Genomic DNA, 26,443 nt, shown 5'->3' on the forward strand with positions numbered 1-26,443 from the left:
TAAAATCATTCCTAGCTAAATAAAATCTAATTTTTAAAAGTATATTTAAATTTCCTATAACTCTGAATTACACTTTCTTTTAGAATTTTTTAATTATTCACATTTCCTTTTTAATACACTTATAATCTTAAAACTAGATAAGATCAAACTTTGAGTTTCTAAAGATTTTATAATTCCCCCATACAATAAAATAGACATATCACTTTTTAGTAATATGCCTAATAATTGTTTAGAAAAATCATGGTTTCATTTCAAGCAATAAGCTACAAGAAAAATTTTTATTAAGTTATTTTATACTTTCTATATATCAAGTGTAATACGAATCCTAATACAAAAACTTTATTTGTATTTAGTAGTCTATTAAAATTTAAAAATACTTCTAGATTTTCTAGTTGCTCTGCAGTTATTTTTACTATAAATATACTTATAAAACATTCTTTATCTTAATATTTATTTTTTGTATCCCCACACTCCATATCAATAACCACAGAAACGTTAATATATTTTTTTAACTGTTTATTGCGGATTTTATCCCCATCATTTGTAAAAACAAAATGGCTGAAGAAGTGCCTAAAATTAAGGATTTCTACATAGTTTTTCGTCGTAGCAACACATAAGTCTCCACATGCATTGAGTATACAAAAAAGATGCCAGCTGAGCCTGAAATCCCCTTGGCGGCAGGATATATTCCTGAAAAACATAACTTGTTATTGTAAGTAATAAAACTTTCAAAAGTGTGTTATCCCCTTGAAGGCTTTATTCGATACAATTTCGTCACCATAGCCATTTTATAAACGCTGCCGGTAGAGCAGAGAAGCATCAATGTTCTTCCTCCATATATCTCGAATCGAACAAAAAAACGAGAAGTCCTTCCACATGACCTCGTTCACGAAAATCCTGCACTTCGACATATAGAAAATAGCAGTTATCCTTAATCCATTTCTTTGCCTTTTTATAATCATCGATTTCAGGGAAATTCTGATTATCTTCAACTATGTACTTCTTCAACCTTGCGGTAGATTTATCAAATATTGCATAAACGTCTTTAAGTATTGTAAAAATTTATTTATCTTATCTCAGCATAAAATAATTAATTTTTTATTTACTATTTCATTGAATATTAACTTTATATATCGATTTCTTTAAATGGAATTGAATATTTCTCTGAAAGAAATTTAATATGAGGAAAAAGAGACTTTTTAAAAGTATCTATTAGTTTTAAATAGTCGTCGCATTTTAGTCTTTTATCATTTAAAACAACTTTATTTGAAGCTAAAGACGTAATTCCTTCTATAAGTATATTACATTGATCTATCATACTTTGTAATTCATTTTTTGTTTCCGATGGCAATGTATATTTGTATAATAAACCAAATATCTTATCTTTTAAATCAATAGCTGATAATGAACACCATTCCATGTCTTTTTCAATAGGAATTCTATTGTTTCTAGAAAACGGTAAGGTGACAAGCCTTTTACCTTCAAGTAAAATAAAAAGTAGATTAATTGCTTCATACTCTTGCTTTTTTTCTTCCGTATATTCCCATGATATTCCCCCAAAAGGTATACTAACTCCAGTAAGCCTTATACCAATATTTTTTTTCCTTTTTGATGTTTTTTTATTCTCCATATTTTTATCCTCTTAAAATCTTATTTACTATTTCAGTTTCACCTTGAAGCTATATATTAGCTCCATCATAATATATTTCAGTATAAAATCTGATATATAAACCTTCTTCAATATTTTTCCTACTTAAAAACTAGCACATTTTGTAAGCTAGTTCAATATTATTGATTTATTGTAAATGAAGAGTGATCAACCTACTATACCAAACATTGAGTTGTTCCTCGAATTCCTTATCTAATCTAATGACATACATATTTTAAATTTATAATTTCATAGTTATACTCCTTGCTTTCTAATACCTTACTTTTAGAGATCCCTAACTTAAATTCAAACTCCTTAATTGTAGATGTTAAATTGGGATATTTTTTATCTTTAAAACTCTTAAAATCATACTCCAGGTATGAAATTATCCAATTTATTTAACAATCAATTGCTCGTTTTGCGTTACTTAAGGCATCTACTAAACTTTTTTTATTATTTGCTTTAATACTCTCCGTTGCGAACATTAAAAGTCATCTGGAGTTATTTAAAAAATATTTTCATCTGTGCTGCTTTTCGCATCAATTATTATATAAAAACTGCTGCAATTAATGGTCATTATATTCTTTAGCTCAACTACTTTATCAATATCACCTGATCACTTTCTTATTACATCATGCTTTTCCAAAAGAGTAACCTTCTCCACATGTGCTGAAAGTTTCTTCTTATAATTCATAGCATAACTTTTTGTTGAAAATAGGTGCTGGGGAAAGATTTTCTCCATCCCTGCATAAATAATATTCAAACTAAATAGTCATAGTTGGTCTTATTACAATGCTTTCATTATCAATGTCCAAAAACTTGCCTTCCAAATAGCGGTCAAAATTGCTCATACATAAGAAAGTTACAACCCTATCTTTATCCTGCAATTCTATATCCAAAGGTTTTGATAACACAAATAGAAAATGGGTTTTTACATCTCCTTCTATGCCCACGAAGGATTTTAGTGCTTCTGGCTCATCTAAAACTAAATCGTAACGCCTTCTGCATCTATCATAATACCCATCCTCTGTAAATAGCTTCTCGTAATCTGTTACCATACCATTACTTGTCAATGAATCAGAAAAGAATTTAGCTTCAATTAGAAATAACTCTTTGATTTCTTTTGAATAAAATACCAAATCAAAATCTCCGTAGTTGATTTCTCTTGTTCCATAAATTCTATCGTACTTTACATCAATCTCATCAAAGGTGACACTATAGTGATTATGAAGTTTCTCTCTTAACTTATCTACCAAAATGCCTAAGAGTTCTTTATTTCTTCTCTCAATCGCAACCGTCAAATCATCCTTTGCATTAGTTTAGCATATTCCGCCATTTCCTATCAAAGAAACCCATAGTTGAATTGACTGCTGCAATGCACAGTAAGATATCATCACTCTATCGTTGTCCAAACATATAAACGGACTCAACTCATGCCGTATTTTATTTGTCCCCATCAGCCATATTATAGGGTCATTATTTTTTAGCTGACTCTTAACTCGTTCATGAGTTAGTGTAAAATTGTTTATAATGAATTCCGCTTCAACCGCTGGATTTGTAGCCCCTTTAATTAGCTGAGTAAATTGACTCTTGGATATAATAGTCAATTCTGCCCTTCCTCCGTACAATATTTCTTTCTGGAAATAACTCATAACTGCTGAAAATAGTAAAAACTCATCACCATATGTTTTTTTAAATCCAATGCCAAAATCTGTATTATTTGATTCAGCAGTTAAAGGAACTGGTGATAAGATATTTTGATTACCCGCAATAAGAGTACTAAAATAAATTACTGGATGTTCCTTTATAACCTCAGCCGGAATATCATCATGTGGCGTAATCTTTAAGCCGTAAAACAGTTCTTTTTCCTCAAATTTCTTACTCAATGTCAGCAATGACATGGCTTGGGATGCCAACCCATAAATGTACAAATCCACAAGTAATTCATAATTAAGGTCAAAACTTTCATCATGAATCGTTTCTTCCTCTGAGTGCTGTAATAGAACACTATTCTCAATCCATATATTTGTTGCGTCAATGATATTTCTTGCTATATTCCGATTTTTCTCAAATAAATCTCCAACATCTGATTCATTGAAGTTTTGCTCCTGCATTACCACCCTGGCTTCTTTTTGACGCATATAAAAATGATGATACTCGTCCAACACTTTATATAAATCCTTAATTACAATTTGCGTTTTTTCGCTATTGATCCAATTACAAAATTTAGGTTGCAAAGTATCTAAAATTTTTTTCAATAACTTTGTAACACCTTTTCTATTGTCAAGTGTGTATTCTTCATCACCAAAAAAATCTACAAACTTTCTCTTAACCACTGCATTTGGGATATTCAATTCTTTAATCTAATTTGAATTAATTTATATTAGATATCCAAATTTTCCATCCAAACAAGAAATTTTCCTCTCCGTCTCGTTAAATTTATATCGTTAACATTATGAATAAGTGTAATATGTTTTCTCTCCGCTTTATCAATTAATTCAGCGATAATTTTCAAATTCTTTTTTTGTTTATCCGTTGCATCCATCAACAAATCCAAGAACTCATTTTCTTTAATATTATCAATAAATTCAAAAAACTTCCCTAAAAGCCCTATTAAAGCATCTGAAATCTGAATTAGCCTATCTTTCTTTGAATCTACAAAAGCATAATTAAGTAATTCCTTATCACCATCTAACATTTTTATTTCTTTCATTTTTAATTCCGCCTCATCCTCTTCATCGAAGTAATGAAACGAATTTTTAAACATATAGCAGCGCCCTATTCGTAAAAGAAAATACTCTTGAACAAGTACATCTTTCTCATTGTCTTGTAAAAATAGCATTTTTTCTTTTTTCGAATTTACCTTTAGCATTTGCCTAAAGCATTCCAGAAAAAAATCATCAGAGTCACCCTTCTCTTCGATTAAATTTATAAGTTCTCTACAAAAATCCTTAATTTTATCCTCTTTAATGTCTGGATATTCATATGTTTTAAGTACAGCATAAAAATCATCCTGATTTTCAAAGGCAAATTTATATAATACAGATTTTAGAGAAAATTCCCATTCCCCTGAAAAGCAAAATTGTGGTTGTACATCCCATAAGTTGTCTACAATATCCACTATTGAATAGTATAAATTGTTTAAAGTAATATAATGAATATATAATCCACTATTACACAACCAATCTAAAAATTCAGATAATGTATTCCTATTAAGCCCTTTCCAAAAATTTTTATGGCCATTAACCAACTTATCATATTTTAATTCCTTTACTGTCGGTTGTAATCTTAATCTTCTATACAATTCATCAATATTAGCAGGACAAGCATCACCATCAAAAGCAACTCCCCCAAGAATAAAATCACGATTTACAGCGTTTAAATCATTTATTCCTTTTTCTGTTAAAGAAAATTTTCTAACATTAGCCGTTTCATCATAATAAAATGTCATTTTTTCATTAGGCGGTCTAAATTGATGGTGCATAGCTTCCAACTCACGAAGTTCATTTATATCAATATCCATTGACTATCCACTCCATTCTTTTTTACGGAAAAGTATCGTCTCCCAAAATGTATACCGCCATCTTCAAAGTTTCTTACCTCTGTGGTAAATCAATTTTCCCAAGCTATCCCGCGGAAACAAAAATACACATACAGTTTTCCCCAAAATCGGATGAAATCTTTGATTTACTGGGCTTTTCTCGACAGCAGATAAACCGTCTCCACATGCCCCATGCACAGGAACATATCTACTATTTATACACCTTCATACTTATTAACTATATATACCTCCCTAGAACAATCTATCCATCACCTCAAACCCTTGATTTTCAGCTATCTGGTAAAGTGGTGAAATACATTGTTTTAGTTTCTTAGTAAAATGTTCTTTAGGCCTGTACTTTAAATATTTTTGAAAGTTCTCTATTTTTAAAGCATCTATATAGCTTTCTAAATCTTTTTGTTTTCTTTTTTCTAAAATATATGTAACCGCCATATACTGCATATCACAAAAATCATCAATATATCTATTATAGTTAAGTAGCTTATCACTTTTAGAACTATTTATATTTTTAAATGTAGGCACAAGATTCCACATCTCATCATGAAGTACAAAACTCCAAGGTATAAAGTGATCTATACTAAGACCGCCATAAATTTCATAGTTTTCTTTTGTAAAATCCTTACCTGTATAAATGTCTTTAGCTCTCTTTGAAACAATAATCTCTTTCCAAATCTTTGTAGCTGAAGACAAATCTCTATTTTTAGGCGCTTCAAGCTTGAAGGCTATAGCTGGAACATTAGGATTTCTTTTTTGAAGAAAACATACAAGCTTATAATATATCCAAGATTTCATTACTCTATAGTTTTCATTAAGATACTGAGCCCAATCTTCATTTATTAAAATTCTATTTTTACCTTCTTTAATAATCTTATAAAAACATGTATCACTTTCTAGAGATAGCTTTTCTATTATTTTATTTTTACTACTCTTGTTTTTACCTTTAAGATCCTCTGTAAAAAATGGAGATAGTAATCTATAGGGAACCATACAAGTTAAATCCCTCATCATTTTTTTAAGTTCCTTATCCTCACTTTCACATAAGAATTTTAAAAGTTTATTTTCATCACAATTTGAAGCAAATCCATATTTTAAAGCCACATAATTTATAGGCTTTTGTAAGTTATCAAAAACACCAAAACTTAATTTATATTGCATAATAGGATACCAAGCTGCCACTATCATTCTAGCTACTATTCTATTAAATTCTATTTCAGTATTTCCTAAGGTTACTTCCTCTATTATTCCAAAAAGCCAATACATTTTGTAGCTAGCAACAACTTTATCATCATCAAGTAACCTAGAAAAGGTTCTTGAATCTACCTTATTACTTTTAGGTACCATAGCTGAATCTATTTGTTTAACTGATACATCACTAATTGAATTTTCTAAAAGATTATTCATATATTTCTAAGAATCACTTCTTTAGTAATTCTTTTTCCCCCTTATTCTATATTTATTTCAAACAATGCATATATTCTTCTGCCTCATCATATTTAACTAAAAATGCTTGTCCTTTGGAACAAAAGATTGAAGTTGAAGTATACTCAATATCTGCATTTTTATCATAGCCTATCTTTTCTATAATCTCTTTCTCATTATGGCAAATATCGTATCCATCAAATACAAAACTAAATTTACCCTTGCCTTTTGTAAAAGAAATAAACTCCACACTATAATTCATAAATGTTGCAACAGATCCTCTTCCTTTTATAATAGCTTTATTATGGATTGTTTCTGGAGGATTAAAAGAACCCTTTAACTTTTGTATATCTGATAAAATTCTTCCCATACAATCTAATGGCACTTCCATTTTAAAAGAATAATAAGGCTCTAATAATACATTTTTAGCTTTTTCTAATCCTTGTCTTAAAGCTCTAAAGGTAGATTCTCTAAAATCTCCTCCGCTGGTATGTTTATTATGTGCTCTTCCAGTTAAAAGCGTTATCTTTATATCTGTTATAGGAGAGCCTGTCAAAATTCCATGATGATCTTTTTCAAAAACGTGGGTCTTTATTAAATTTTGATTACCTGTAGTTAAATCATCTGTATGACACAAACTTTCAAATGTAATACCTGTATTTCGCTCAGCTGGCTCTAGTTTAAGATGAACTTCTGAATAGTGCCCTAAAGGTTCAAAATGTCCATATCCTATTACTGTATCTAAAATAGTTTCCTTATACAATATTTCACATGGTCCAAAATCTATTGATATATGAAATCTTTCTTCCATCAAATTATTTAAAATTTCTAATTGGATAACACCCATAATGTAAACTTGAATTTCTTGAAATTTTTCATTCCAAATTATATTTAAAGAAGGATCTTCTGCTTCTAGAATTTTAAAATACTTTAAAACATCCTTTACATTTAATGTTTCATCAAATATAACTTTTGATTTTAAAGTGGGAACCATATTATATGTAGCTTTATCTTTTAAAGTTCCAATTCCATCGCCTACATTAGCAGAATTTAAACCTGTTACTGCAAAAATCTGCCCTGCTTCAGCTTTATCTACATTTATATATTTATCTCCATTATATATTCTTATTTCATTAGCCTTCTCACAAAAATCATTTTCAATATTAGGTAAGGCTATCTCCTCTTTTACCTTTAAGCTGCCACTTAATGCCTTTATATAAGTTAATCTATTGTTTTGTTCATCATGTCGTATTTTATATACTCTTCCACTAAATTTTTCTTCTTCATTGTATTCTGTATAGGTTAAAACATGTAGGTTTTCTAAAAAATCTTCTATTCCTATATCCTGTAATGCTGAACCTATAAAACAAGGGAAAAGCTCAGTTTTCTTAATAAGTTTTTTCATAGACTCTAACCATAATTCTTTTTCATAATTATCTTCTAAATATTTCTCTAAAAGATATTCATCCTGCTCTGCAATAAATTCTATAAGCTCAGCTGAAAGCTCATCACTATTTAATGGTTTATCAATAAAACAAACCTTTTTAGTAAAATTAAGTTTTATATCTTTAATTACATTTTCAGCATTAGCTCCCACTCTATCTATTTTATTTATAAAAAAAAGAACAGGAATATTGTGTTTTCTTAAAAGATTCCATACTGTTTCTGTATGGCCTTGTATTCCTTCAACTCCACTTATTATAATTACAGCATAATCCATAACCTTTATGGCTCTTTCCATTTCTGATGAAAAATCCATATGTCCTGGAGTATCTATAAGATAATATGTAGAATCTTTATAATTAAAGGTTCCCTGCTCTGAAAATACTGTTATTCCTCTTTCTTTTTCAATTTTATGATTATCTAAAAAAGAGTTTTTATGATCCACTCTTCCTCTATTTCTAATACTTTTTGTATGATATAATATTTGTTCTGCAAAAGTAGTTTTACCTGCATCTACATGTGCTAATATTCCTATTGTCTTATGCATAACTTGTCTCCCATTATAATTTAATTTTTATACTGTAAAAACTATCACTATGTGAAAGCTTTTTATCTATTCTTATATTATTTATTTAACTCTCTAATAAGCATTATATTACCATATATCACCCATTTCTGTATAGTCTCAACAGCCTCCATTATAATGGATATATTATGTCTATGAGAGATACTTTTTTGTATGTTTTTTTAATTTTTCTAAGCAGTAATTACTATTATCTTTGTCTACTAAAATTATATTCTAATAACCAGAAGCATAACTTTATAATAATTTGACAACTGTATAAATCATTTAATATTTTTATAATAGATATATTATTCATTAATATATTAAAAAATTCTGTTATATTGTAGTAATTTTTTAGGTTTACTTTTATTTTTAATTTACATAATTATATTTAAGTAATCTTACCCTATTTAAACCATGTTTTCTGCTTTATGCTTCCACCTTTAGATATAGAAAAAGAGAACTCCATATAAGAAGTTCCCTTTTTTATTAATTTATTATTCTTCTTGCTCTCCAGAATTTATATATAGGTGCTACTTTTACAACATCGCCTGATTGTGGTGCGTGTATCATCTGTCCATTTCCAACATATATACCTACATGATTTGAATGTGGAAACACTAAATCTCCTGGCTGTAAATCTGCCCTAGATACTTCTCTACCAGAATTAATTTGTGCACCTGTCCATCCACCAATTTCTATCCCAAGGGCATGTCTATATACGTAAGATGTGAATCCAGAACAATCAAAAGCATCTGGCCCTTTTCCTGCTGTAACATAAGGTTTACCTAAATGTTTATAGGCCTCTCTTAAAACTAACTGTTGTTTAGATAATTGCTCATTTGAATTACTTGGCTCTTTTCCTGAAAAATATACAGGTAAATTTTCACTAGCTATTAAATTTTTATTAGAGTCATAATGTGTTGGTTTTGCATTTATCCATCCATAATATCCATTTGGTGTTTTAACTTTCCACCATCCAGCTACTGAACCTTCTACTACAGTAATCTTTTCACCTTTGGAATAATTATATATTATTCCAACTTCATTAACTGCTAACTTAGAATTAGCCTTTAACAATAGTGGGAATGTATTAGTGTTATTATCCCAATATGATGTTGGCCCTGCACTTATCCATCCAAGTCTATCATTTTCTGCAATCATCCACCAACCTGTCCTTGAATCAATAGCTTTTATTTGTTCACCAGGTTGTACCACTTTAATCTGTTGTAATGGGGCAATATCTGCTGTAAAATAAGCACCCACATTAGAACTAGCAACCAACTTACCACTACTGTTACGACTCGTGTTAGTACTATTCACCCATCCATAATATCCATCTGGTGTCTTAACCTTCCACCATCCAGTTACTGAACCATTAATTACTTGTATAATCTGTCCTTTCTTATAGTTATATACGACCTGTGCTTCATGTATATTCATCTTTTGATTAATTCTCAATAATATTGGGAAATTCCCCGTATTCTTGTCCCAATATGATGTTGGGCCTGCATTACACCAGCCTAGTTTCCCATTCTCTACAATTAACCACCAACCATATCTGCTATCTATTGCCTTTACTTGTTCACCTACCTGAACCTCTTTTAACACAGAACCAAGTTGAGGATCAGTATTAGTCATTGCTTGTACTTTAACTTCACTACATATAAAAAATATAGTGAAAATAAAAAAACTCATTAGTACACTTTTTAAATACTTATATTTTTTCATATTAATCCCCTCCATATAATAAATTATTGTTATATTATATAATCTTCGCTATATTATAATAATTTCCTCCATTTAAACAATATTTTACCAAATAGATTTTAATATAACTGTCGTAAAAAGTATTTATAATATATTGCAAGACAATAATTATTATCTAAGTGTTTAAACAATTATTTCTGTCTTAATGCCCCTCTATGCCTTTTATAACTATCATGCTTCATTAATTTCATAACATCAGAAAAGAAGAAGTTCTCTTTCTTACCTCTCCTAGACTTTTTCTTATTCTGTTTTTTTATCTTTATTTAATTTTATATATATTCCTGGTTGTTGTGTTTCTATTATTTTCCCTACCCTCAATCTCCCACCTCCCATATTTTATTTAATCTGAATATAATCTCCTAGGCAATTCTAGGTATGTAAAAAGCACCTAAGGTTTATATTCCTTAAGTGCTATTTGATATTTAACTATTTATTTGTTCCTTCATACTCTCTTACTTCAAAAGATGCTATCTTATCATGTACTATATATTCTTTAACTGTTTTATAAGGATTAATCTTTTTATTAAATGAATATAATGATGAACCTTTGCCATTAGATCTTTCCTCAAACCAGTTTATAAACTTCTCTACTTCCTGCATACTTACGTCATATTCTTTTGTAGCTCCATTTACTAAAGATATACTTAATATAGCATTATTTTTATTTTCTTCTACCTTTTTAGTAACGTTAACTTTACAAGTAGCTGTTAAATCAGTACCTTCTACTTTAGCTGTTATTGTTGCTTGTCCTTCTTTCATAGCTGTTACTTTACCATCTTTATCTACTGTAACTATTTTTTCATCACTTGATGACCATACTACTTTCTTATTCGTAGCATCTTCAGGTAATACTTTAGCATTTATCTTATCTGAACTACCTTCTAGTAAATCCATTGATGTTTTATCTAATGATATAGACTCTACCTTAGTAGTTTCTTCATAAGGTTTCAACTGTCCATTTTTGTCTATATCTATAGCATCAAAGTACATCATATTGTTTGTATTACTATCTAACAAATTAGTTATTTCTACAGTGTGCTCCTTATAAACTAAGTCTTTTTTTTCAAAACATACAGTCGGTCTAATTTGATTATAGCTTCTCGCTTCAAAAATATATGGAATTCCATCAATCTTTATTTCTATGTTATTAGTACAATAATATCTTGAAAACATAATTATTCTGATTTTATCTGTTACAACATTAAATTTTACTTTTGATAAATATCCATTTACTTCACTACTTGTATCATTTAGTATCATAGAATATCCGCCAGAATAAGCATTACTATCAGCGTGCCTTATCCAACTTGTATATTTCCCCTTTATATAAGAGAAGTTATTGTTATCTTCTTCTATTCTTTTCCAACCTTCTTCAGGTTGTAATAATTGTTGTCCTACTTTTGTCGCATTATTTTGAGCATAAACAGCATAATCATTTTTAGTAAAACTAAATACAAAAACAAATAATAATAACATACTCATAATTAAACCTATTTTCTTTTTCATTGTCTTGTCCCCCTTATTCTTGATACATATATTATATAATTACATCTTTCACCATATCAAGAATAAAATTCCCACAAATTCTCTTATATCTTACAAAATTATTGATTTTTTTTATGATAACTAAACTTATATTAAAGAATGATATGTTTTATATTAATCTGCTTACTTTAATATAAAAAGACACCTGGAATTAACCAAGTGCCTTTTTAGTACATACACAATATATTATTTTTATTTTAGCAGCTACCTTGTACGATAAGTCCCTGCTATTTCTATGCTACTATTATAACACACTTAAATTCTAAATTTGTTGCGATTTCGTTGGACGTTTTTATTTTATATATTTGAAATAAGACATGCAACCACCATAAAATTAAAATTTTTAATAATACGGTACTCAAGTAAATTATTCGTTTTTCAATTGTTACGCTAAATATAAATACTACACTCCAATTATATCAAGTAGAAATTTAGTGATATCCAATGTTAATTATATATCTTCATCAAAGATTTCAAATTCTTTAGGAACACGCTTTCTTATATGTTTCCATTATCTTTCCATTCCTTCTATTTGTTTTATAATCCCTTGTTCTGCTCTACTTATTCCAGTATTAGAAGTTTGTACTCTTTCTTCATATCCTATTGCCATTCCTAACTCTGCATCTATACTTATATTTATATTTCTTATATCTTGCCTTAAACTTTCTTTTGCTTTTTCTAATTCCATGCATCTATTTTCAAGCTTATCTATTTCTTCTATATCTCTAAAATATCTATATAATCTACCTTCTGTCTTTGAATATAGTTTTTTATCCAACATTAGTGTCCGCCTATTCATATAACCTACTTTTATTCCAGCTACTAAATTAATTATCCTATCCATATCTATTCTTCCTTTTATTCTTTTTCTGCCTCTCTTTAAAACGCATGGATAAGTAATCTTGTAGTCTTCCTCAAATAGCTTATACTCACCATCTAGGAGTTTGTCCAGTTTATCCCTCCATGCTTTCATAATTAGCCCTCTTTTATACTAGTGTAATAAAACAATAGTACAACTAAGATATAGAAATACATAGTTTAATTCCTACCCCTATTTAATTTTTTAAATTATAACTTAATATTTAAACTCCCAATACTTGATATTGGTTAATCCTTTAGCTTGTACATAATTCTTTATATGTTCTTTTATTTCTTCTAAAATTAAAAATTTGTTGTATATTTTAAATTAAGCTACTTAAGCTAGAAACATAACTTTATAATAATCTAATAACTATGCAAATCATTTAATATTTTTATGATAGATATTGTATATTAATATATTAAAGAATTGTATTATATTATAGTAATTTTTTAAGTTTACTTTTATTTTTACTTTACATAATTATATTTAAGTAACCTAACTCCATTTTCCTTATTTTTTCTGCTTTATGCCTTTAGCTTTGCCCCTATACCCACTCCCATCTTTCCCTTTATCCTCAGCCGCTCTTTACTCCCTCTTTGAAAAAAATCGAAGTATCGTGAAGAGTAGTCATTTGGTAAAAATCAACTTAATAATTAGAAAAACAAAAACTCCCACAATGTGAGAGCTTTTAAACTTAAAACATATCTATATATTATTTAATTATTCCATGTTCACTTATTAATATAAAATCAATAAATAATGAATGTGATTTTAATATTATATATATTCTTAATTTCTTCTATATCAATCCTACTATCATTTTAGCAATAAACTTCTATTATTTTTTTCCTATGCTCTTCTATATCCACATAGGTTTCTTCTACTATGCCTATTAAGCTTGCAGCTTTTCTAAAGTCAAATATTAAAAGATATCCTTCCTCTAATCCGTACTGATCTAAATATTCTCCTAACTGTATCAACCCTTTTTTATGATATTCTTCTCCCCTCCATATTTTAAGTTCTAGAATATACATTTTTTTATTATAGGTTATAACTATATCAAATCTTTTTTCTTCTCCACCCTTTACCTCTTTAAATGCAAATCCACTGCCATTTATAATAGGACTTAAAAATGCTAAGAAAACTAACCTGCCATCCTCTTCTAAAAAAGCTTCTCTTTTTTGTGAATACTCATGTTTCATAAAATCTTGGAATTTTAATAGTACTTTTTTAATATTTAAATCCCCATTGGAATCTATAAAATTTTCTTTACTATTATAGTTAACAAAATTAGATGAAGTTTGAATCTTTGATATTCTATAATCATATATAAGTTGTTCATATATCCTATTATTTATTTTTAAATTTCCTTTTTCATTTCTAAATATTCCATATAAATAACCTAAATTTATATCTGGATTATGGATATTAAAATTTAACTGTATCCCTTTTATAAGAAGATTATCTACTAATTCAGATAATTCTTTGTTGTTTTCTATATTCTTAATTAAACTATCAAAATTAGTATTGCTTTCATTTAAAAGTTCCTTTACTGCTAACTCTAAGTATTCTTTCTCCCATTTCAATTCATTTTGATTCATTATTTTTTCATCTATAATTTTACAAAGTTTACTTACTAAAAAAGGATACCCTGAGGTATAAAAATATAGCTTTTCTGCAAAATATTCTTTATCCAAATCTACTTTTTTATTTTTTACATAATCATCTAACATAGTTTTTATTTCACTTATTGAAAAGCTCATCTCTACATCAAAATCCGAAGCTATGTTCCATGGACTATTATATTTATGTTCTTCATCAGATCTAATTTTTAATTTTAAAGTCTTAACATCATGTACTCCTGCTAAAATTACACTATGGAAAGTATAGTCTCTTCCTTCATTTCTTAATAGATATTTACTTCTTAGCATTCCTAAAAAATCTAGGAAAAGTTGATTATTACTGCTTTTGTCAACCTCATCTATTATTAAAACTACTTTTTTTTCTGCGAATTCAATTAAATCTGTTATAAAACTATTAAACTCATTCATAGTAGTAATTTTATTCTCATGATTTTTAATAAATTTATACATTTCTTTGTTAGTTGAAAATCTAAAATAGTTAACTATTTGCATCATTATACTACTTAAAAATTTTTTTACTTCACTATAGCCCTCTGTGTCTATCGCTTCAAAACTTATTTTTATAGGTAAATATTCTTCCATTCTATTCAATCTTTTCTCTAACAAATACAAAGTAGTTGTTTTTCCATACTGTCTTGGTCTATTTATAATAAAATACTCTTCATTATTTACTAGCTTTAATATACTATCTAATTTATTTGATATATCTACCATATAGTGTTTTTCTGGTATACAGGTTCCAGTTACATTAAATCTCTTTTCCATATAACTTTCACGCTCCTTACACTATTATATTACCATATAATAAGCTATTTAAACAGAAAAAGAGCATTACACTTCATTAACGAAATACTAATATTCCTTTAATTATTTGTCCTTAATATTGCAGGCTAACAAATAATAACTATACATATAAAAAATATTGAGTTAGAGAAAAATACACCTCTAACCCAATACACTTGAATAATTTATATATTTAATTTTATTAATATACTAATTCTAACTTATTAACTCTCAAGGTGTCTCCCATGAATTTTGTACTTTTGTATCTGGAGCAAATCCTTGTGACCACCATTTTGCTTTATAAATCTTTCCTTTATAGCTAACCTTATCTCCTGCATTATAGCTTTTATTAGAGTTCCACTGATTTTCAGATAATTTAGGAATTTCATCTTCAGATGATTTTATTAGTCCATTATCAGTAATTTTATAAGTTATGCTATCGCCTTTTTCTAGCTCTAATTTATTATCTAAATTAGTAATTAATAATCTATCTTCTGATTCTTGGTGTTTTATTGTAATATAGTATCCAGTCTTAATAGGAATATTTTTAACTAAAGCCTCATTTGTTTTATTTCCTATAAAGTCCTTTGTATAAACAATATTTCCTTCATTATCTTTAATTAAAAGTGATGCATAACTATCATCAAAGTAAACATGTGGTTCACCTTTCTTTATGTCAATCTTAGCTTGATTAGATGATAAGTCTAAGGTTAATTGTCCAAATAGCCAATCTCCTAGACCTTTAAAAGTAAAATCAAAATGTTTACCTATATAAGGGCTTTTATTAGGGTCTGGTATTTCACTTTCACTAATTGGATTTAACTGATTTTTACTAATTTTATATGTGTTAGTTGCTCCTTTATCAAGGGCTAAATTTTTATCTGTATTTGTTATAAAAAGTCTATTTGAATATTCTCTGTGTTTAACTGTTAAGTAGTATCCTTCTTTTAAAGGAATGTCTTTAACCATAGCATCATTTACTTTATTACCTATGAAATCTTTATAGAAAACAGTTTGTCCAGAATTGTCTTGAATTAAAATTAATGCATAGCTGTCATTAAAATAATAATGAGTTTTTATATTTTGGACAGTAAGTTTACTAGTTAATTTATCAAGATTTAAATCTAGTTTAGCAAACTGCTGATCACTATATCCTTTAAAATCAAATGTAAAAGCTGAACCTTCATCTGGATTTTCTTTGTTTATTGTTGAATCTGACAAAAGGTCCTTGTATTTTGTTAACATTTCACTTTTTAAAGGTTCTGTTAATGCATCTATTGCAAGTTTTATCTCTATCTTAGCTTCTGCACAATCGCTTTGAGCCATAAGCTTTTCCGCAGAAATTTTAGTTGCAAAATTATCAATTCTTCCTGCTAATTCTTGATTTAGATTTTGATTTAAGCTTTCGTTTTTGAGTCCTTGGCTAGTAACAACTAATGTATTAGTCTTATTATTAGTAAGAGCAGTTTTATTATCTCTAATTTTTAAGCGAGATGGCTCACAGTGATATACTCTAATTTTATAACCTTCCTTTAAAGTTTGGCTACTATTTTCTAATATTGCATTTGTACCAGTAATTGATTTTGTATAGGTAACATTATTATTTTTATCTAATATTTCAATTTTAACATACTCTTCATTAGGAAAATAATAATGTGGTGATTTATCAAAAACGTTTATATTCAATTTTTCGTTTTCTAAATCTACATTGGCTGTAGCAAACAAACTATCGGATATTCCTAAGAAATCTATTTCTTGATTTACTAAAGTACTTTTTGTACGTAATTTATAATTTAAAGTTACATTATTATTAGCTTCTTTAACTTTTAAATAATGGTTATGAAGTGTATATGATTTATTAGAACTATTTGTACTATAAATAGTATAAATACCTGCTGGTAATTGACCTAGAGAAAGAGTTTGATTTGTAATAGCAATTTTTTTAACTTCTTTTTCTCCATTCATTACATAAAGAGTTTGATTTTTAATTTGATTGAAATCATCAATTTTAAAATTTAAAGTTACATCCCCTTTTAAACCAGTGGTAGCTAAATCCTCTGTAGCTACTAAAGATAATGGAGTTTCTAATTTCAATGATTGTTGTATTTGAGAAACTTGACTAGTAGAAACAACCTCATTTAATGGTGCAACAGGTTTATAATTTTTATATCTGTTTTCTTCCTTTTGCCAAGAGGTCATGACTCCTCCAAAGGATTCTATAACTGGTGTAAAATCTAGTTTACTTATTTCTCCATAAGCTTTACTGATTAAATCAAATTGTTTATAGTCGGATGTATTAAAACCAGAAGTATTTGCTAATTTACGATATTCTTGATTAAAATGAGTAAAACTATCATCACCAGCTTTATCCTTCATAAGTACATATCCGTATAGCTGCTCTCTTAACTCCCAAGTATTAAAAGCTGCTTTATCTTGATGCCAAAGTTTATTTACATTATAATCAACGACATCTTTTTTGCCATAATCATATAACCATCCATTTTTAAAAATATCTATATCTGGATCTTTTTTCTGAAGACTATGAGCATATATATTATTCCAAACTTCCCCTCTAGTGAAATCGTCTTGATATCCATGACCAATTTCATGTAAGGCTCCCCAACCTTTTGTTAACCAAAAGCTAGCTACTGAATCTGAAGTTTCTGCAGTATGATTGCCACCATAATAACCACCACCAGGACCACTCTTGTCAGCTTTTATAAAATATTTATTAGGAACATTTTTATCAGTTTGAACATTTGTATTAAAACTGATTCCAGCTAACTTATTGTAATACTCAAATACTTCACGATAATAAAGAATTAATTTATCAATAGAAGAAAAATCTTTCATATTTTTCATGTAAGCTTTATCTTTTTGTGGAACTAATAATTGAAAATAGTCATCTGTTACTAAAGCAAAAGGAGCTGATGCTTTGTCCCACTCATTAAAAAAGGATTGTTCATTTTGTCCTCTTTTATAAATAGGCAAAGTTTGCATGCTGCTAGTTACCCTATATTCAATTTTAGGTTTTTCACTACCACCATAAACCGTATCTACAAATGGAACGGAGCTGTATGGAGTTGATATAGTAGTTGATGTTTGATTAAATGTTTTAGATGTCTCATGTTGATTATTATCATTTAATAATCTTACAGTTAAATTCCCTTTAAAATTAGGATTTACTTGTCTAATTGTTAACTGTACATTTGCAGGTAAAATTATACCTAAATCTTGTTTATCATGACCAAGTCCTTTAGAAAAACCAGTTTTTTTAAACCAAGTAGGATTTTCTAAGGTATAAAGTTCTTTTTGCTTTACTTCATCAGCATAAACATTTGTTGCAGTTCCACATATAGCACAAATGAATAATACTTGAAGCATTAAAAATTTCATAAAACCTTTCATTGGCTTGTCCCCCTTTTATTGTAAATTAAGTCTGTTAAATTATATAAATTTTAAAATATAACAATAAACATAGAATATATTTTTTAATACTTATTAACAGACATAAATTGTATATTAAAATTCATTTATATATTAATAACAAAAAATGAATTTTAAACCATATGTATATTATATTTTTCGAATTAAAATTATAAAGTTTAATATAAAATTTAATATAAATATAAAATTTATAAATAAAATATACTATTTTATAACAATAAACTAAAATATGTAAGTAAAGGTGTGGAAAACACTTGTAATAGGTGTTAATTAGAGCTTACCATAGATATGTTTATTTTTAACTAAAATGGTATGAATGGTTATTGTGATAGAATAAATGGAGTTATTTAAATAAAAACGCCGCTAAATTAGATTTAGCGACGTTTTCTTATTTTAAATCTTATTTTGCAACTTCTTTAGATGATGGAAGAATTACTTCAACTTCAGAGTGTGGACGTGGTATAACGTGAACTGATACTAATTCTCCAACACGTTGTGCAGCTGCAGCACCAGCATCTGTAGCAGCTTTAACAGCTCCAACATCACCTCTAACCATAACAGTTACAAGTCCGCCTCCAACATATTCTTTACCTATTAAATATACGTTTGCTGCTTTAACCATAGCATCTGCTGCTTCTATTGATCCTACTAATCCTTTTGTTTCTATCATTCCTAATGCATCATATTTCATTTTAAAATCCTCCTAAAATATCTTTTTTTATTTATTTTAATTTTTAATTATAAGCAATTATTTATTTAATTTTTTATTTTACTATTGTTACTTTTGACTTTGAATTAATACCCATTGCGTTAGCTTCTTCAATGTCAAGATGACATTCAAGGCTTGAAGCGTCATTAGCTCTAACAGCTACATTATTGTATATTCCGCCTCTTAAATCTTCAAATTTTATTGACACTATTTCTCCATCATGTACTCCTAAATTTTTAGCATCTTCAGGTGTCATGTGAATGTGTCTTTGGGCAACTATTAATCCTTCTTCTAGTTGAACAGAACCCTTTGGTCCAACTATTGTAATAGGAGATGTTCTATTTAAATCTCCAGATAATTTTACATGGGATACGGATCCAAGCTTAATGCAGTCTCCTGCTAATACTTCAACCTGAGTTTTGCTTCTTACAGGGCCTAGGATTCTAATTTTTTCAATTGCACCCTTTGGTCCACAAATTGTTACAACTTCTTTGCAAGCATATTGTCCAGGTTGAGATAAATCTTTGATCTTAGTAAGCTCATAATTTTCGCCAAAAAGACTATCTAAATCCTTTTGTGAAAGATGTATATGTCTATTAGAAATCCCTACTGGAACCTCAGATGAATTTCTGTTAACTGCATTATTTAATTCTTTACCTTTAACAGCTTCTAGTAAAAGTTTTAATACTTCTTCACAATTATCCATTAGTTTGCCCCCTTCATAGCGGCAACTATTTGATTAACTAAATCTAAAAGTTCTTCATTTTTTGTATTTTCACTACTGCATTCAGTGCAAGTATTACTACTTTCAGCGCAATTATTAGCCTTATTTAAAACTTCTGCAGCTGCTGCAATTTGTGCTGGGCTCATATTCATAAATTGATTTTGAACTCCATGACAGTTTTCAGCAGTTTTTATGCAGTTAAAAGTTGGGTCATTAGATGCTAAGTTTGTGCAATCTTTTATACCATAAGCAACTCTTTTAATGTTCATAAGGTGCTTTGGAGTAACATTTTCAGATACTGAGCTTCCGCCCCAAGTACCGCATCCTAAAGTAAATGAAGGATTAAGTCCTGTACTTGCACCTGTTCCACCTTGAGTTCCACCAGTGTTAACAAGGATACGAGAAGCTGGTTTTCTAGCAAACTTCATAACCATATCTCTGTCTTCAGTATGGATGCTCATTGTGTGACCAATTCCATTTTGAAGTAATTCAATACTTAATTCACATGCTTCATGCCAATCTTTTACTGTGTAGAATCCAAGAACTGTTGTAAGTTTTTCAAAAGATAATGGGTAACCTTCTCCTACTCCATTTTGTCTTCCTATAAGTACTTTAGTTCCTGCTGGAATTGTGAATCCTGCAGCACTTGCAATAACTTGTGGACTTCTTCCAACAAATTTAGCATTCATAGCATTGCCTTTTTTGAATAATAGTTTACAAACTTTTTCAGTTTCTTCTTCTGTCATGAAGTATCCACCTTGTTTTTTAAATTCTGCAACAACTAGGTCATGATTACATTCTTCACAGATTATTGATTGTTCTGATGCACAGATTGTACCATTATCAAAAGTTTTACTTGCAATAATGTTTTTAACAGCTTTTTCTACATCAGCAGTTCTTTCAATGTATGCTGGAGAGTTTCCTGCACCAACACCAATAGCTGGTGTTCCTGAGCTGTAAGCTGCTTTAACCATTCCTGGACCACCTGTAGCTATTATTATAGCTACTTCTTTGCTTTTCATTAATTCATTTGTAGCTCCAATTGTTGGAATAGTTACAGCACTTATAATGTTTTCTGGTGCTCCAGCTTCTATTGCTGCATCCCTCATTAATTCAACTGCTTTAATTGTACATTTTGCAGCAGCTGGATGTGGTGCGAACACTATAGCATTACGAGATTTGATTGAAATCATAGCCTTGAAAATTGCGGTAGAAGTTGGGTTTGTTGAAGGTACTATACCCATAACTAAGCCAACTGGTTCAGCAAGTTCTATAAGCTTATTTTCCTTATCTTCATTAATTACACCTATAGTTTTCATATCTTTAATTGAATTATAAAGTATAGTAGCTGCTAAGTGGTTTTTGAAAGTTTTATCTTCAACTTTACCAAAGCCTGTCTCTTCAACTGCCATTTGTGCTAAACAAACAGCGTTTTCTTCTGCAACTCTTACCATATTACGTAAAATTTTGTCAATTTGCTCTTCAGTATAATCAGCAATTTTATCAGCTGCTACTTTTCCAAGTCTAGCAAGATCTCTCGCTTGTTGTATTGAACGCAAATCCTTATCAAAGTTTTCCATTATTCCTTACTTCCTTTCGTAACCTTTAAAATAGCTAATTTTTCTCGTAATATAATTTAAATTTGTTAATTAATAGATTTTTGCCTGCTTTTGAAATTGTTCTACCTGCAATTCCAAAATCCTTATATTCACGAGCTAGATTTCTAAGCTTAACAACTTTTAGCTTAGCTAATATTAAAATGGTTTTTTCTATACCATTTTGTCTTATTAAATTGTCTACATCTTCTTTGTTTAGATTTTCTAAATTTAACTTATGTAGTTTATCTAAATCCCCATCTAATCCATGTTGATTTTCTTTAATATTATTTTTAGTATCTACATCTACAGGTTCTGTGTTATCTACAGCTTTTACATATTTTACAGTTTCAGCTTTTTTTGTATTTTCTACATTCTTTGCATCTACTATATCTTTTGTAACTTCTACGGATTCTGTATCTTCCACACTGTCTACAGCTTTTGTATTTTCTACCTTTTCTGTATCCTCTGCTTTTTCTACAGCCTCTGTATCTTCTGCATCTTCCACATTTTCTGTATTATCATTAGATGATGGATCTTCTGGTGGAGTATTAGGTCCTATTATGCTTTCCAGTTCTTCATGGGGACGTGGAATTACATGTTCTGAGACTAAAAATCCTTCATCAAGTTTTTTTACAGCTGCTACTCCAGCTTCTATAGATGCTTTTACTGCACCTACATCCCCTGTAACTGAAATTGTAACAAGGCCGCCACCTACATAAGTTTTTTCGATAATACTTACATCTGCTGATTTCACCATTGTATCAGCTGCCTCAACAGCTGCAAGTAATCCCTTTGTTTCTATTAAACCAAGCGCTTGCATAGGTAAATCCTCCTAATCTTCTATAAAAGATCCGCCCAATTTGCTGGATATGTTGTATAAAATACCCTAGCTTTATCTGGGGATCCCCAAACCACTTTAGAACCTGATGGTACAAACAATACATCTCCAGGATAAGCTGTATATGTCTTTCCATTAATTTCAACGGTTAAAGTTCCCTCAATAACATAATCAATCTCTTCATAAGTTAATTCCCAATCAAATTTTGAGTTTTCGATAATTAAAAATCCTGCACTCATTTTTGATTCTTCTTTACTTACCAATTCTTGAAATTGAACCTTTGCATTTGGATTACCAGTATCAAATACATCCATTTTTACTGAATTTCCTCTAACAACTTTAAGTCCATTAGGATCACACTCAGCTTTAAATGGAAGATCCTTCCCTTTTAAACATTGAAGCATTTCTTGTAGAAGACCCTTGTCCATCATTGCTCTAAGGAATTTAAGCATCATTTCACTATCAATGCCCTCTATACTTGGAACATTTTTACCTATTAAATGCTCTACTTTAGGTGTAGGAGCTTCTGTAGTAATTACTATTCCATTATTTTTTACAAGATCCTTAGCTGATGGTGTAATTATTTCAGTGCCATCTACATAAAGCACTTTTTCACCCTTTAATATTATGGCTTCAATGTCCTTTGCAGCGATTAATTTTTTCATGTTCTCACATCCTTTCAAATTCTCAAATAATATCAAAATCTCTATATAAAACTCCTTCTCATATAATAGAATGAGTAAGCTAGCATATCAAAACCAATACTCTGTGTAAGTGATCACTTCAAAATTGTAGATTTTGCATGCTTATTTAAGATTTTGCATGTGTTTTAAATATTATGCTTATTTTAAGAAAGTTGTGTTCTAACCAAAATTGCAATCCTCATCAATTATTCCAATAACAACTGCATCTACAGGAATATTATCATCACCTAACATTCTGCGAGCAGATGATCCAGTACTAACAATAACTCTGTCACCAATACCTGCACTGATAATATCAACAACAATAAATCTGCGTCCTTCATCTATCCCACCAATTTCCTCAGCAAGCATAAATTTAAGTCCGCTAAGGGATTCTGCTTTTCTAGTGGCCCATACATTATCAATAAGTCTCGCTGCTATCATATTGCTTTTACCTCTTTCATTTTTAATTTAATCTCATTTAATGCGGCTTCAACTGATGATGTGTCACCAAAAATACCAAGTAAAACCATGTGCTGAGGACATGTACCTCTAATATCTTCAACGGTAACTCCAACAGCTTTCTCAGCAATATCTGCAGCATAAATCATATCGATAAGTTTACCTTGAACAAGTCCTATTGCATCAGCACTTTCTAAATCCGTTTTGCAGTTTCCACCCATTCGTCTTCTAAGAATATCTTTAGTGCTACTAGAAGGTGATTTTATAATTCTAAAATCCACTTTTAAACACTCTCCTTATTAGGCACATGAAAATAAATAACAAGTCAAAAATGGCAGTATATTTATTTTCATGTGTCTTATTCTATAATATCTTGTGTACAGCTTAATGCTATTCCAAGTGGTGTAACGAACATAGGATTTCTAGGCTTGTGAGTATATACTCCTGTTTGCTTTTCAATAATTTCTTCAATTCCTGTTAAACAACAAGTACCACCTACTAAAGAAATTTCATTAACATCATAATTTTTAATATGATTATTAATAATTGATGACACCTTTTCAACCACTGGTTTTAGTACTGGTAAAATTTCCTTGTGATTTTTATTATCTCTTTTGTATTCATCTGCTTTATTAAAAGGCATTTCATATGCACCTGAAATAACTAATGAAAAATGAGTACCACCTGTAGGTTCATCAACAACATAAACAACTTTTCCATCTTTTAAAATTGATATTCCAGTTGTTCCACCACCGATATCTACAACTGCACCATTTTTAATTTTAAGTACAGCATTGGCAGCAGTAGGTTCATCTAAAAGACATGTCAATTCAAATCCTGCTGATTGAACTACATTTTTAATTGCTCCAGAATCTAAGGCATCCGTTCCAGGTGGAATTGCAGCAGCAGCATAAATAAGTTCTGTATTTAATTTTTCTTCAATTTCTTCTTTAAGTTCTCTCACAATCCTTACTGCTCCAATATAGTCAACAACCATACCATCACGAACTACATCAGCATATCTATATGCACCCGCCACTGGGTTGTAGTTTTCATCTAAAACAGCTAATACCACACAGGCAGTACCTAGGTCCACACCTGTGTAATAAACAGAAGACCCATTAACAATTGGTTTTTCTATAACTTCTTCAAACTTTCGAACCATATTATCACAATATTCAAAAGTTAATTTTTCCTCTGACATTCTTTTCCTCCTACTGCTAAACAAATTAATTGGGACAGTGAATTAATTATTAAATTAACATTGTCCATAATTTTGCTTTTTAAACTTTCATCATCACTTTTATATGTGTCAATTATTTCAAACTGTAATTCCTGCACCGCACAACGAAGTACGTTCATTTTTAAAATTGCATTGCTTTTTGGAAGTTGCATATGAAATTCTGTTATTTCAAAACAATCATCAAGATCCGCTTCAGAATTTGATGAATTCATCCCGGTACATTCTTTTAAATAAATAGGTTCAAGAGTACCTTTTCCATCTAAAACATTTCTGATGTTTGATATTTTCCTACCTAAATTTATAATATTCTGTGCTAAAATAATATCTTCTTTTAATATTTCACTACTAACAACAAGAAATTTAGCCTCCATGGATTTCAATTTTAAGCAAAGCTTCTTATTCAAATCGAAATTTACATCACTATTTCCCACATCTTTTATTATTTCCTTAGATGTTTCTTCCGGTATTTTTCCTGAGCTTTTTGGGGAAATATTCGCATTTACTTTTGAAGACTTATTTACTTTTGAATCATCACTCAATTTTATTCCTTTATCAGATAAATACTCAGCTGCTCCAGGGGTAAGGCGCTGTCCTTGTTCTAACTTGTAGGTATTAAAAGGTTCTTTTCTATATAAATCTCTTAAATACTCTTCCGTAATAAATTTCATCATTGACCTTTACTCCTCACCTTTTTCAAATAAATACTTTTTTAAAGCATCAATTCCTGTTCCCATTTCAAAGCTAATATGAAAATATGGCTCTGATACCCCTATTTTTTTTAATTGCATTTCACATTTTTCTTTATTTTTAGGCATCAAATCACATTTTGTTATAACCCCAATTACTGGACATCTAAAAGACTTTGCAAATCCATGGGAGTATATTTCAGTGCAATTAGATTGGTCAACCAATATAAGCACACAAGATGCATCCTGAGCTGCTGCAATTATATGTTTGTACATCCATGCATTCTCTATATAGGAACCTGGAACATCAATGGTATTCTTACCATAAATTAAATCTGGTGTTCGCCTTAATGGACCATCATAATCATTTAATGCATTAACTAATGTAGTTTTGCCGCATTTTGAAGGGCCAATTACCATTATGCGCTTTTTTCTCATGTTCTTGTAATGGGAGCGGTGGTAAATCCAAGCATATCCTTTAGCGTATCATTAACTGCACTAAGAGCTGTTTCAACACTTTGAACATCACCACTTATTACAACAGAGCCTGTAAAACGATCAAGAAATCCAATTTCAACATCAGAGGCCTTTGTAGCAATATCTGCAGCAATAATAGCTGTTTCAAAGGGTGATAAAGTCAAAATACCTATTGCTCCTTTTTCATCAATTCCAAGACGATCATATATATCAGGCATTGGTGATGCAATAACATGAGCTATAGTAATCTGTTTTCCTGGCACTGACTCTTGTATAACACGCTGTATATTTCTATCAGAAAAATCTCCCATAAACCTTACCTTCCATCTTATTATC

The 26,443-nt window shown here is 29.5% G+C and carries 22 protein-coding genes and 1 pseudogene; all 23 read right to left on the reverse strand.

All coding sequences use genetic code 11. The features are described 5' to 3' along the window. Positions 1–1,126: 1,126 nt before the first annotated feature. The 23 genes and pseudogenes from ACYUEW_RS05805 to ACYUEW_RS05915 all read right to left on the reverse strand — a co-directional run bounded on the left by ACYUEW_RS05805 (position 1,127) and on the right by ACYUEW_RS05915 (position 26,418). On the reverse strand, positions 1,127–1,630 hold the full coding sequence (locus tag ACYUEW_RS05805; RefSeq protein WP_460276398.1) for a DUF6650 family protein: 504 nt from the start codon (positions 1,628–1,630) through the stop codon (positions 1,127–1,129). A gap of 782 nt (positions 1,631–2,412) precedes the next feature. Then, a complete protein-coding gene (locus ACYUEW_RS05810; RefSeq protein ID WP_460276399.1) occupies positions 2,413–2,949 on the reverse strand; it encodes a hypothetical protein in 537 nt (178 codons plus the stop codon). Positions 2,950–2,967: 18 nt separating this feature from the next. Further along, on the reverse strand, positions 2,968–4,002 hold the full coding sequence (locus ACYUEW_RS05815; protein WP_460276400.1) for a hypothetical protein: 1,035 nt from the start codon (positions 4,000–4,002) through the stop codon (positions 2,968–2,970). A gap of 29 nt (positions 4,003–4,031) precedes the next feature. Beyond that, a complete protein-coding gene (locus tag ACYUEW_RS05820; RefSeq protein WP_460276401.1) occupies positions 4,032–5,171 on the reverse strand; it encodes a DUF3800 domain-containing protein in 1,140 nt (379 codons plus the stop codon). A gap of 270 nt (positions 5,172–5,441) precedes the next feature. After that, positions 5,442–6,611: an HNH endonuclease domain-containing protein gene (locus ACYUEW_RS05825; protein ID WP_460276402.1), complete on the reverse strand. Its 1,170-nt coding sequence runs from the start codon at positions 6,609–6,611 to the stop codon at positions 5,442–5,444. A gap of 52 nt (positions 6,612–6,663) precedes the next feature. Then, the gene (locus tag ACYUEW_RS05830) at positions 6,664–8,619 is read right to left on the reverse strand and encodes a GTP-binding protein (RefSeq protein WP_460276403.1); all 1,956 of its coding nucleotides are present in this window, start codon (positions 8,617–8,619) and stop codon (positions 6,664–6,666) included. 507 nt (positions 8,620–9,126) lie between these two features. Next, positions 9,127–10,368, reverse strand: a complete 1,242-nt coding sequence (locus ACYUEW_RS05835) for an NlpC/P60 family protein (protein ID WP_460276404.1) — start codon at positions 10,366–10,368, stop codon at positions 9,127–9,129. A gap of 170 nt (positions 10,369–10,538) precedes the next feature. Then, positions 10,539–10,740: pseudogene (locus ACYUEW_RS05840) on the reverse strand (hypothetical protein). A gap of 93 nt (positions 10,741–10,833) precedes the next feature. Beyond that, positions 10,834–11,913 carry an Ig-like domain-containing protein gene (locus ACYUEW_RS05845; RefSeq protein ID WP_460276405.1) on the reverse strand — a complete coding sequence of 360 codons (1,080 nt, stop codon included), beginning with the start codon at positions 11,911–11,913 and terminating at the stop codon, positions 10,834–10,836. 550 nt (positions 11,914–12,463) lie between these two features. Then, positions 12,464–12,925 carry a hypothetical protein gene (locus ACYUEW_RS05850; protein ID WP_460276406.1) on the reverse strand — a complete coding sequence of 154 codons (462 nt, stop codon included), beginning with the start codon at positions 12,923–12,925 and terminating at the stop codon, positions 12,464–12,466. A gap of 710 nt (positions 12,926–13,635) precedes the next feature. After that, positions 13,636–15,222 (reverse strand): AAA family ATPase, encoded by a 1,587-nt coding sequence (locus ACYUEW_RS05855; protein WP_257411472.1) that lies wholly within the window; start codon positions 15,220–15,222, stop codon positions 13,636–13,638. 249 nt (positions 15,223–15,471) lie between these two features. After that, complete coding sequence (locus ACYUEW_RS05860) at positions 15,472–18,648, reverse strand: putative mucin/carbohydrate-binding domain-containing protein (protein ID WP_460276407.1); 3,177 nt, start codon at positions 18,646–18,648, stop codon at positions 15,472–15,474. 439 nt (positions 18,649–19,087) lie between these two features. Beyond that, positions 19,088–19,378, reverse strand: coding sequence for an ethanolamine utilization microcompartment protein EutM (gene eutM, locus ACYUEW_RS05865; protein WP_003358305.1), 291 nt, complete (start codon positions 19,376–19,378; stop codon positions 19,088–19,090). A gap of 73 nt (positions 19,379–19,451) precedes the next feature. Further along, complete coding sequence (locus tag ACYUEW_RS05870) at positions 19,452–20,102, reverse strand: phosphate propanoyltransferase (protein ID WP_460276408.1); 651 nt, start codon at positions 20,100–20,102, stop codon at positions 19,452–19,454. Continuing rightward, positions 20,102–21,700, reverse strand: coding sequence for an acetaldehyde dehydrogenase (acetylating) (locus ACYUEW_RS05875; RefSeq protein ID WP_159035191.1), 1,599 nt, complete (start codon positions 21,698–21,700; stop codon positions 20,102–20,104). Before ACYUEW_RS05875 ends, ACYUEW_RS05870 begins: the two co-directional genes overlap by 1 nt. Positions 21,701–21,734: 34 nt before the next feature. Next, positions 21,735–22,538 carry a BMC domain-containing protein gene (locus ACYUEW_RS05880; RefSeq protein WP_460276409.1) on the reverse strand — a complete coding sequence of 268 codons (804 nt, stop codon included), beginning with the start codon at positions 22,536–22,538 and terminating at the stop codon, positions 21,735–21,737. 20 nt (positions 22,539–22,558) lie between these two features. Further along, a complete protein-coding gene (locus ACYUEW_RS05885) occupies positions 22,559–23,221 on the reverse strand; it encodes a cupin domain-containing protein (RefSeq protein ID WP_460276410.1) in 663 nt (220 codons plus the stop codon). 198 nt (positions 23,222–23,419) lie between these two features. Then, positions 23,420–23,683, reverse strand: coding sequence for a EutN/CcmL family microcompartment protein (locus ACYUEW_RS05890; protein WP_003361873.1), 264 nt, complete (start codon positions 23,681–23,683; stop codon positions 23,420–23,422). Next, on the reverse strand, positions 23,680–23,982 hold the full coding sequence (locus tag ACYUEW_RS05895) for a BMC domain-containing protein (protein WP_003358168.1): 303 nt from the start codon (positions 23,980–23,982) through the stop codon (positions 23,680–23,682). The genes ACYUEW_RS05890 and ACYUEW_RS05895 overlap by 4 nt, the downstream gene beginning before the upstream one ends. A 77-nt stretch (positions 23,983–24,059) precedes the next feature. Beyond that, the gene (gene eutJ / locus ACYUEW_RS05900; RefSeq protein WP_460276411.1) at positions 24,060–24,905 is read right to left on the reverse strand and encodes an ethanolamine utilization protein EutJ; all 846 of its coding nucleotides are present in this window, start codon (positions 24,903–24,905) and stop codon (positions 24,060–24,062) included. Then, the gene (locus tag ACYUEW_RS05905) at positions 24,887–25,615 is read right to left on the reverse strand and encodes a cobalamin adenosyltransferase (RefSeq protein ID WP_460276412.1); all 729 of its coding nucleotides are present in this window, start codon (positions 25,613–25,615) and stop codon (positions 24,887–24,889) included. Before ACYUEW_RS05905 ends, eutJ begins: the two co-directional genes overlap by 19 nt. A gap of 6 nt (positions 25,616–25,621) precedes the next feature. After that, on the reverse strand, positions 25,622–26,068 hold the full coding sequence (locus ACYUEW_RS05910) for a EutP/PduV family microcompartment system protein (RefSeq protein ID WP_003358207.1): 447 nt from the start codon (positions 26,066–26,068) through the stop codon (positions 25,622–25,624). Further along, positions 26,065–26,418, reverse strand: a complete 354-nt coding sequence (locus ACYUEW_RS05915; protein ID WP_003358362.1) for a BMC domain-containing protein — start codon at positions 26,416–26,418, stop codon at positions 26,065–26,067. The genes ACYUEW_RS05910 and ACYUEW_RS05915 overlap by 4 nt, the downstream gene beginning before the upstream one ends. Positions 26,419–26,443 lie beyond the last annotated feature (25 nt).

It is taken from the genome of Clostridium sp. CTA-1 (genome assembly GCF_054768215.1).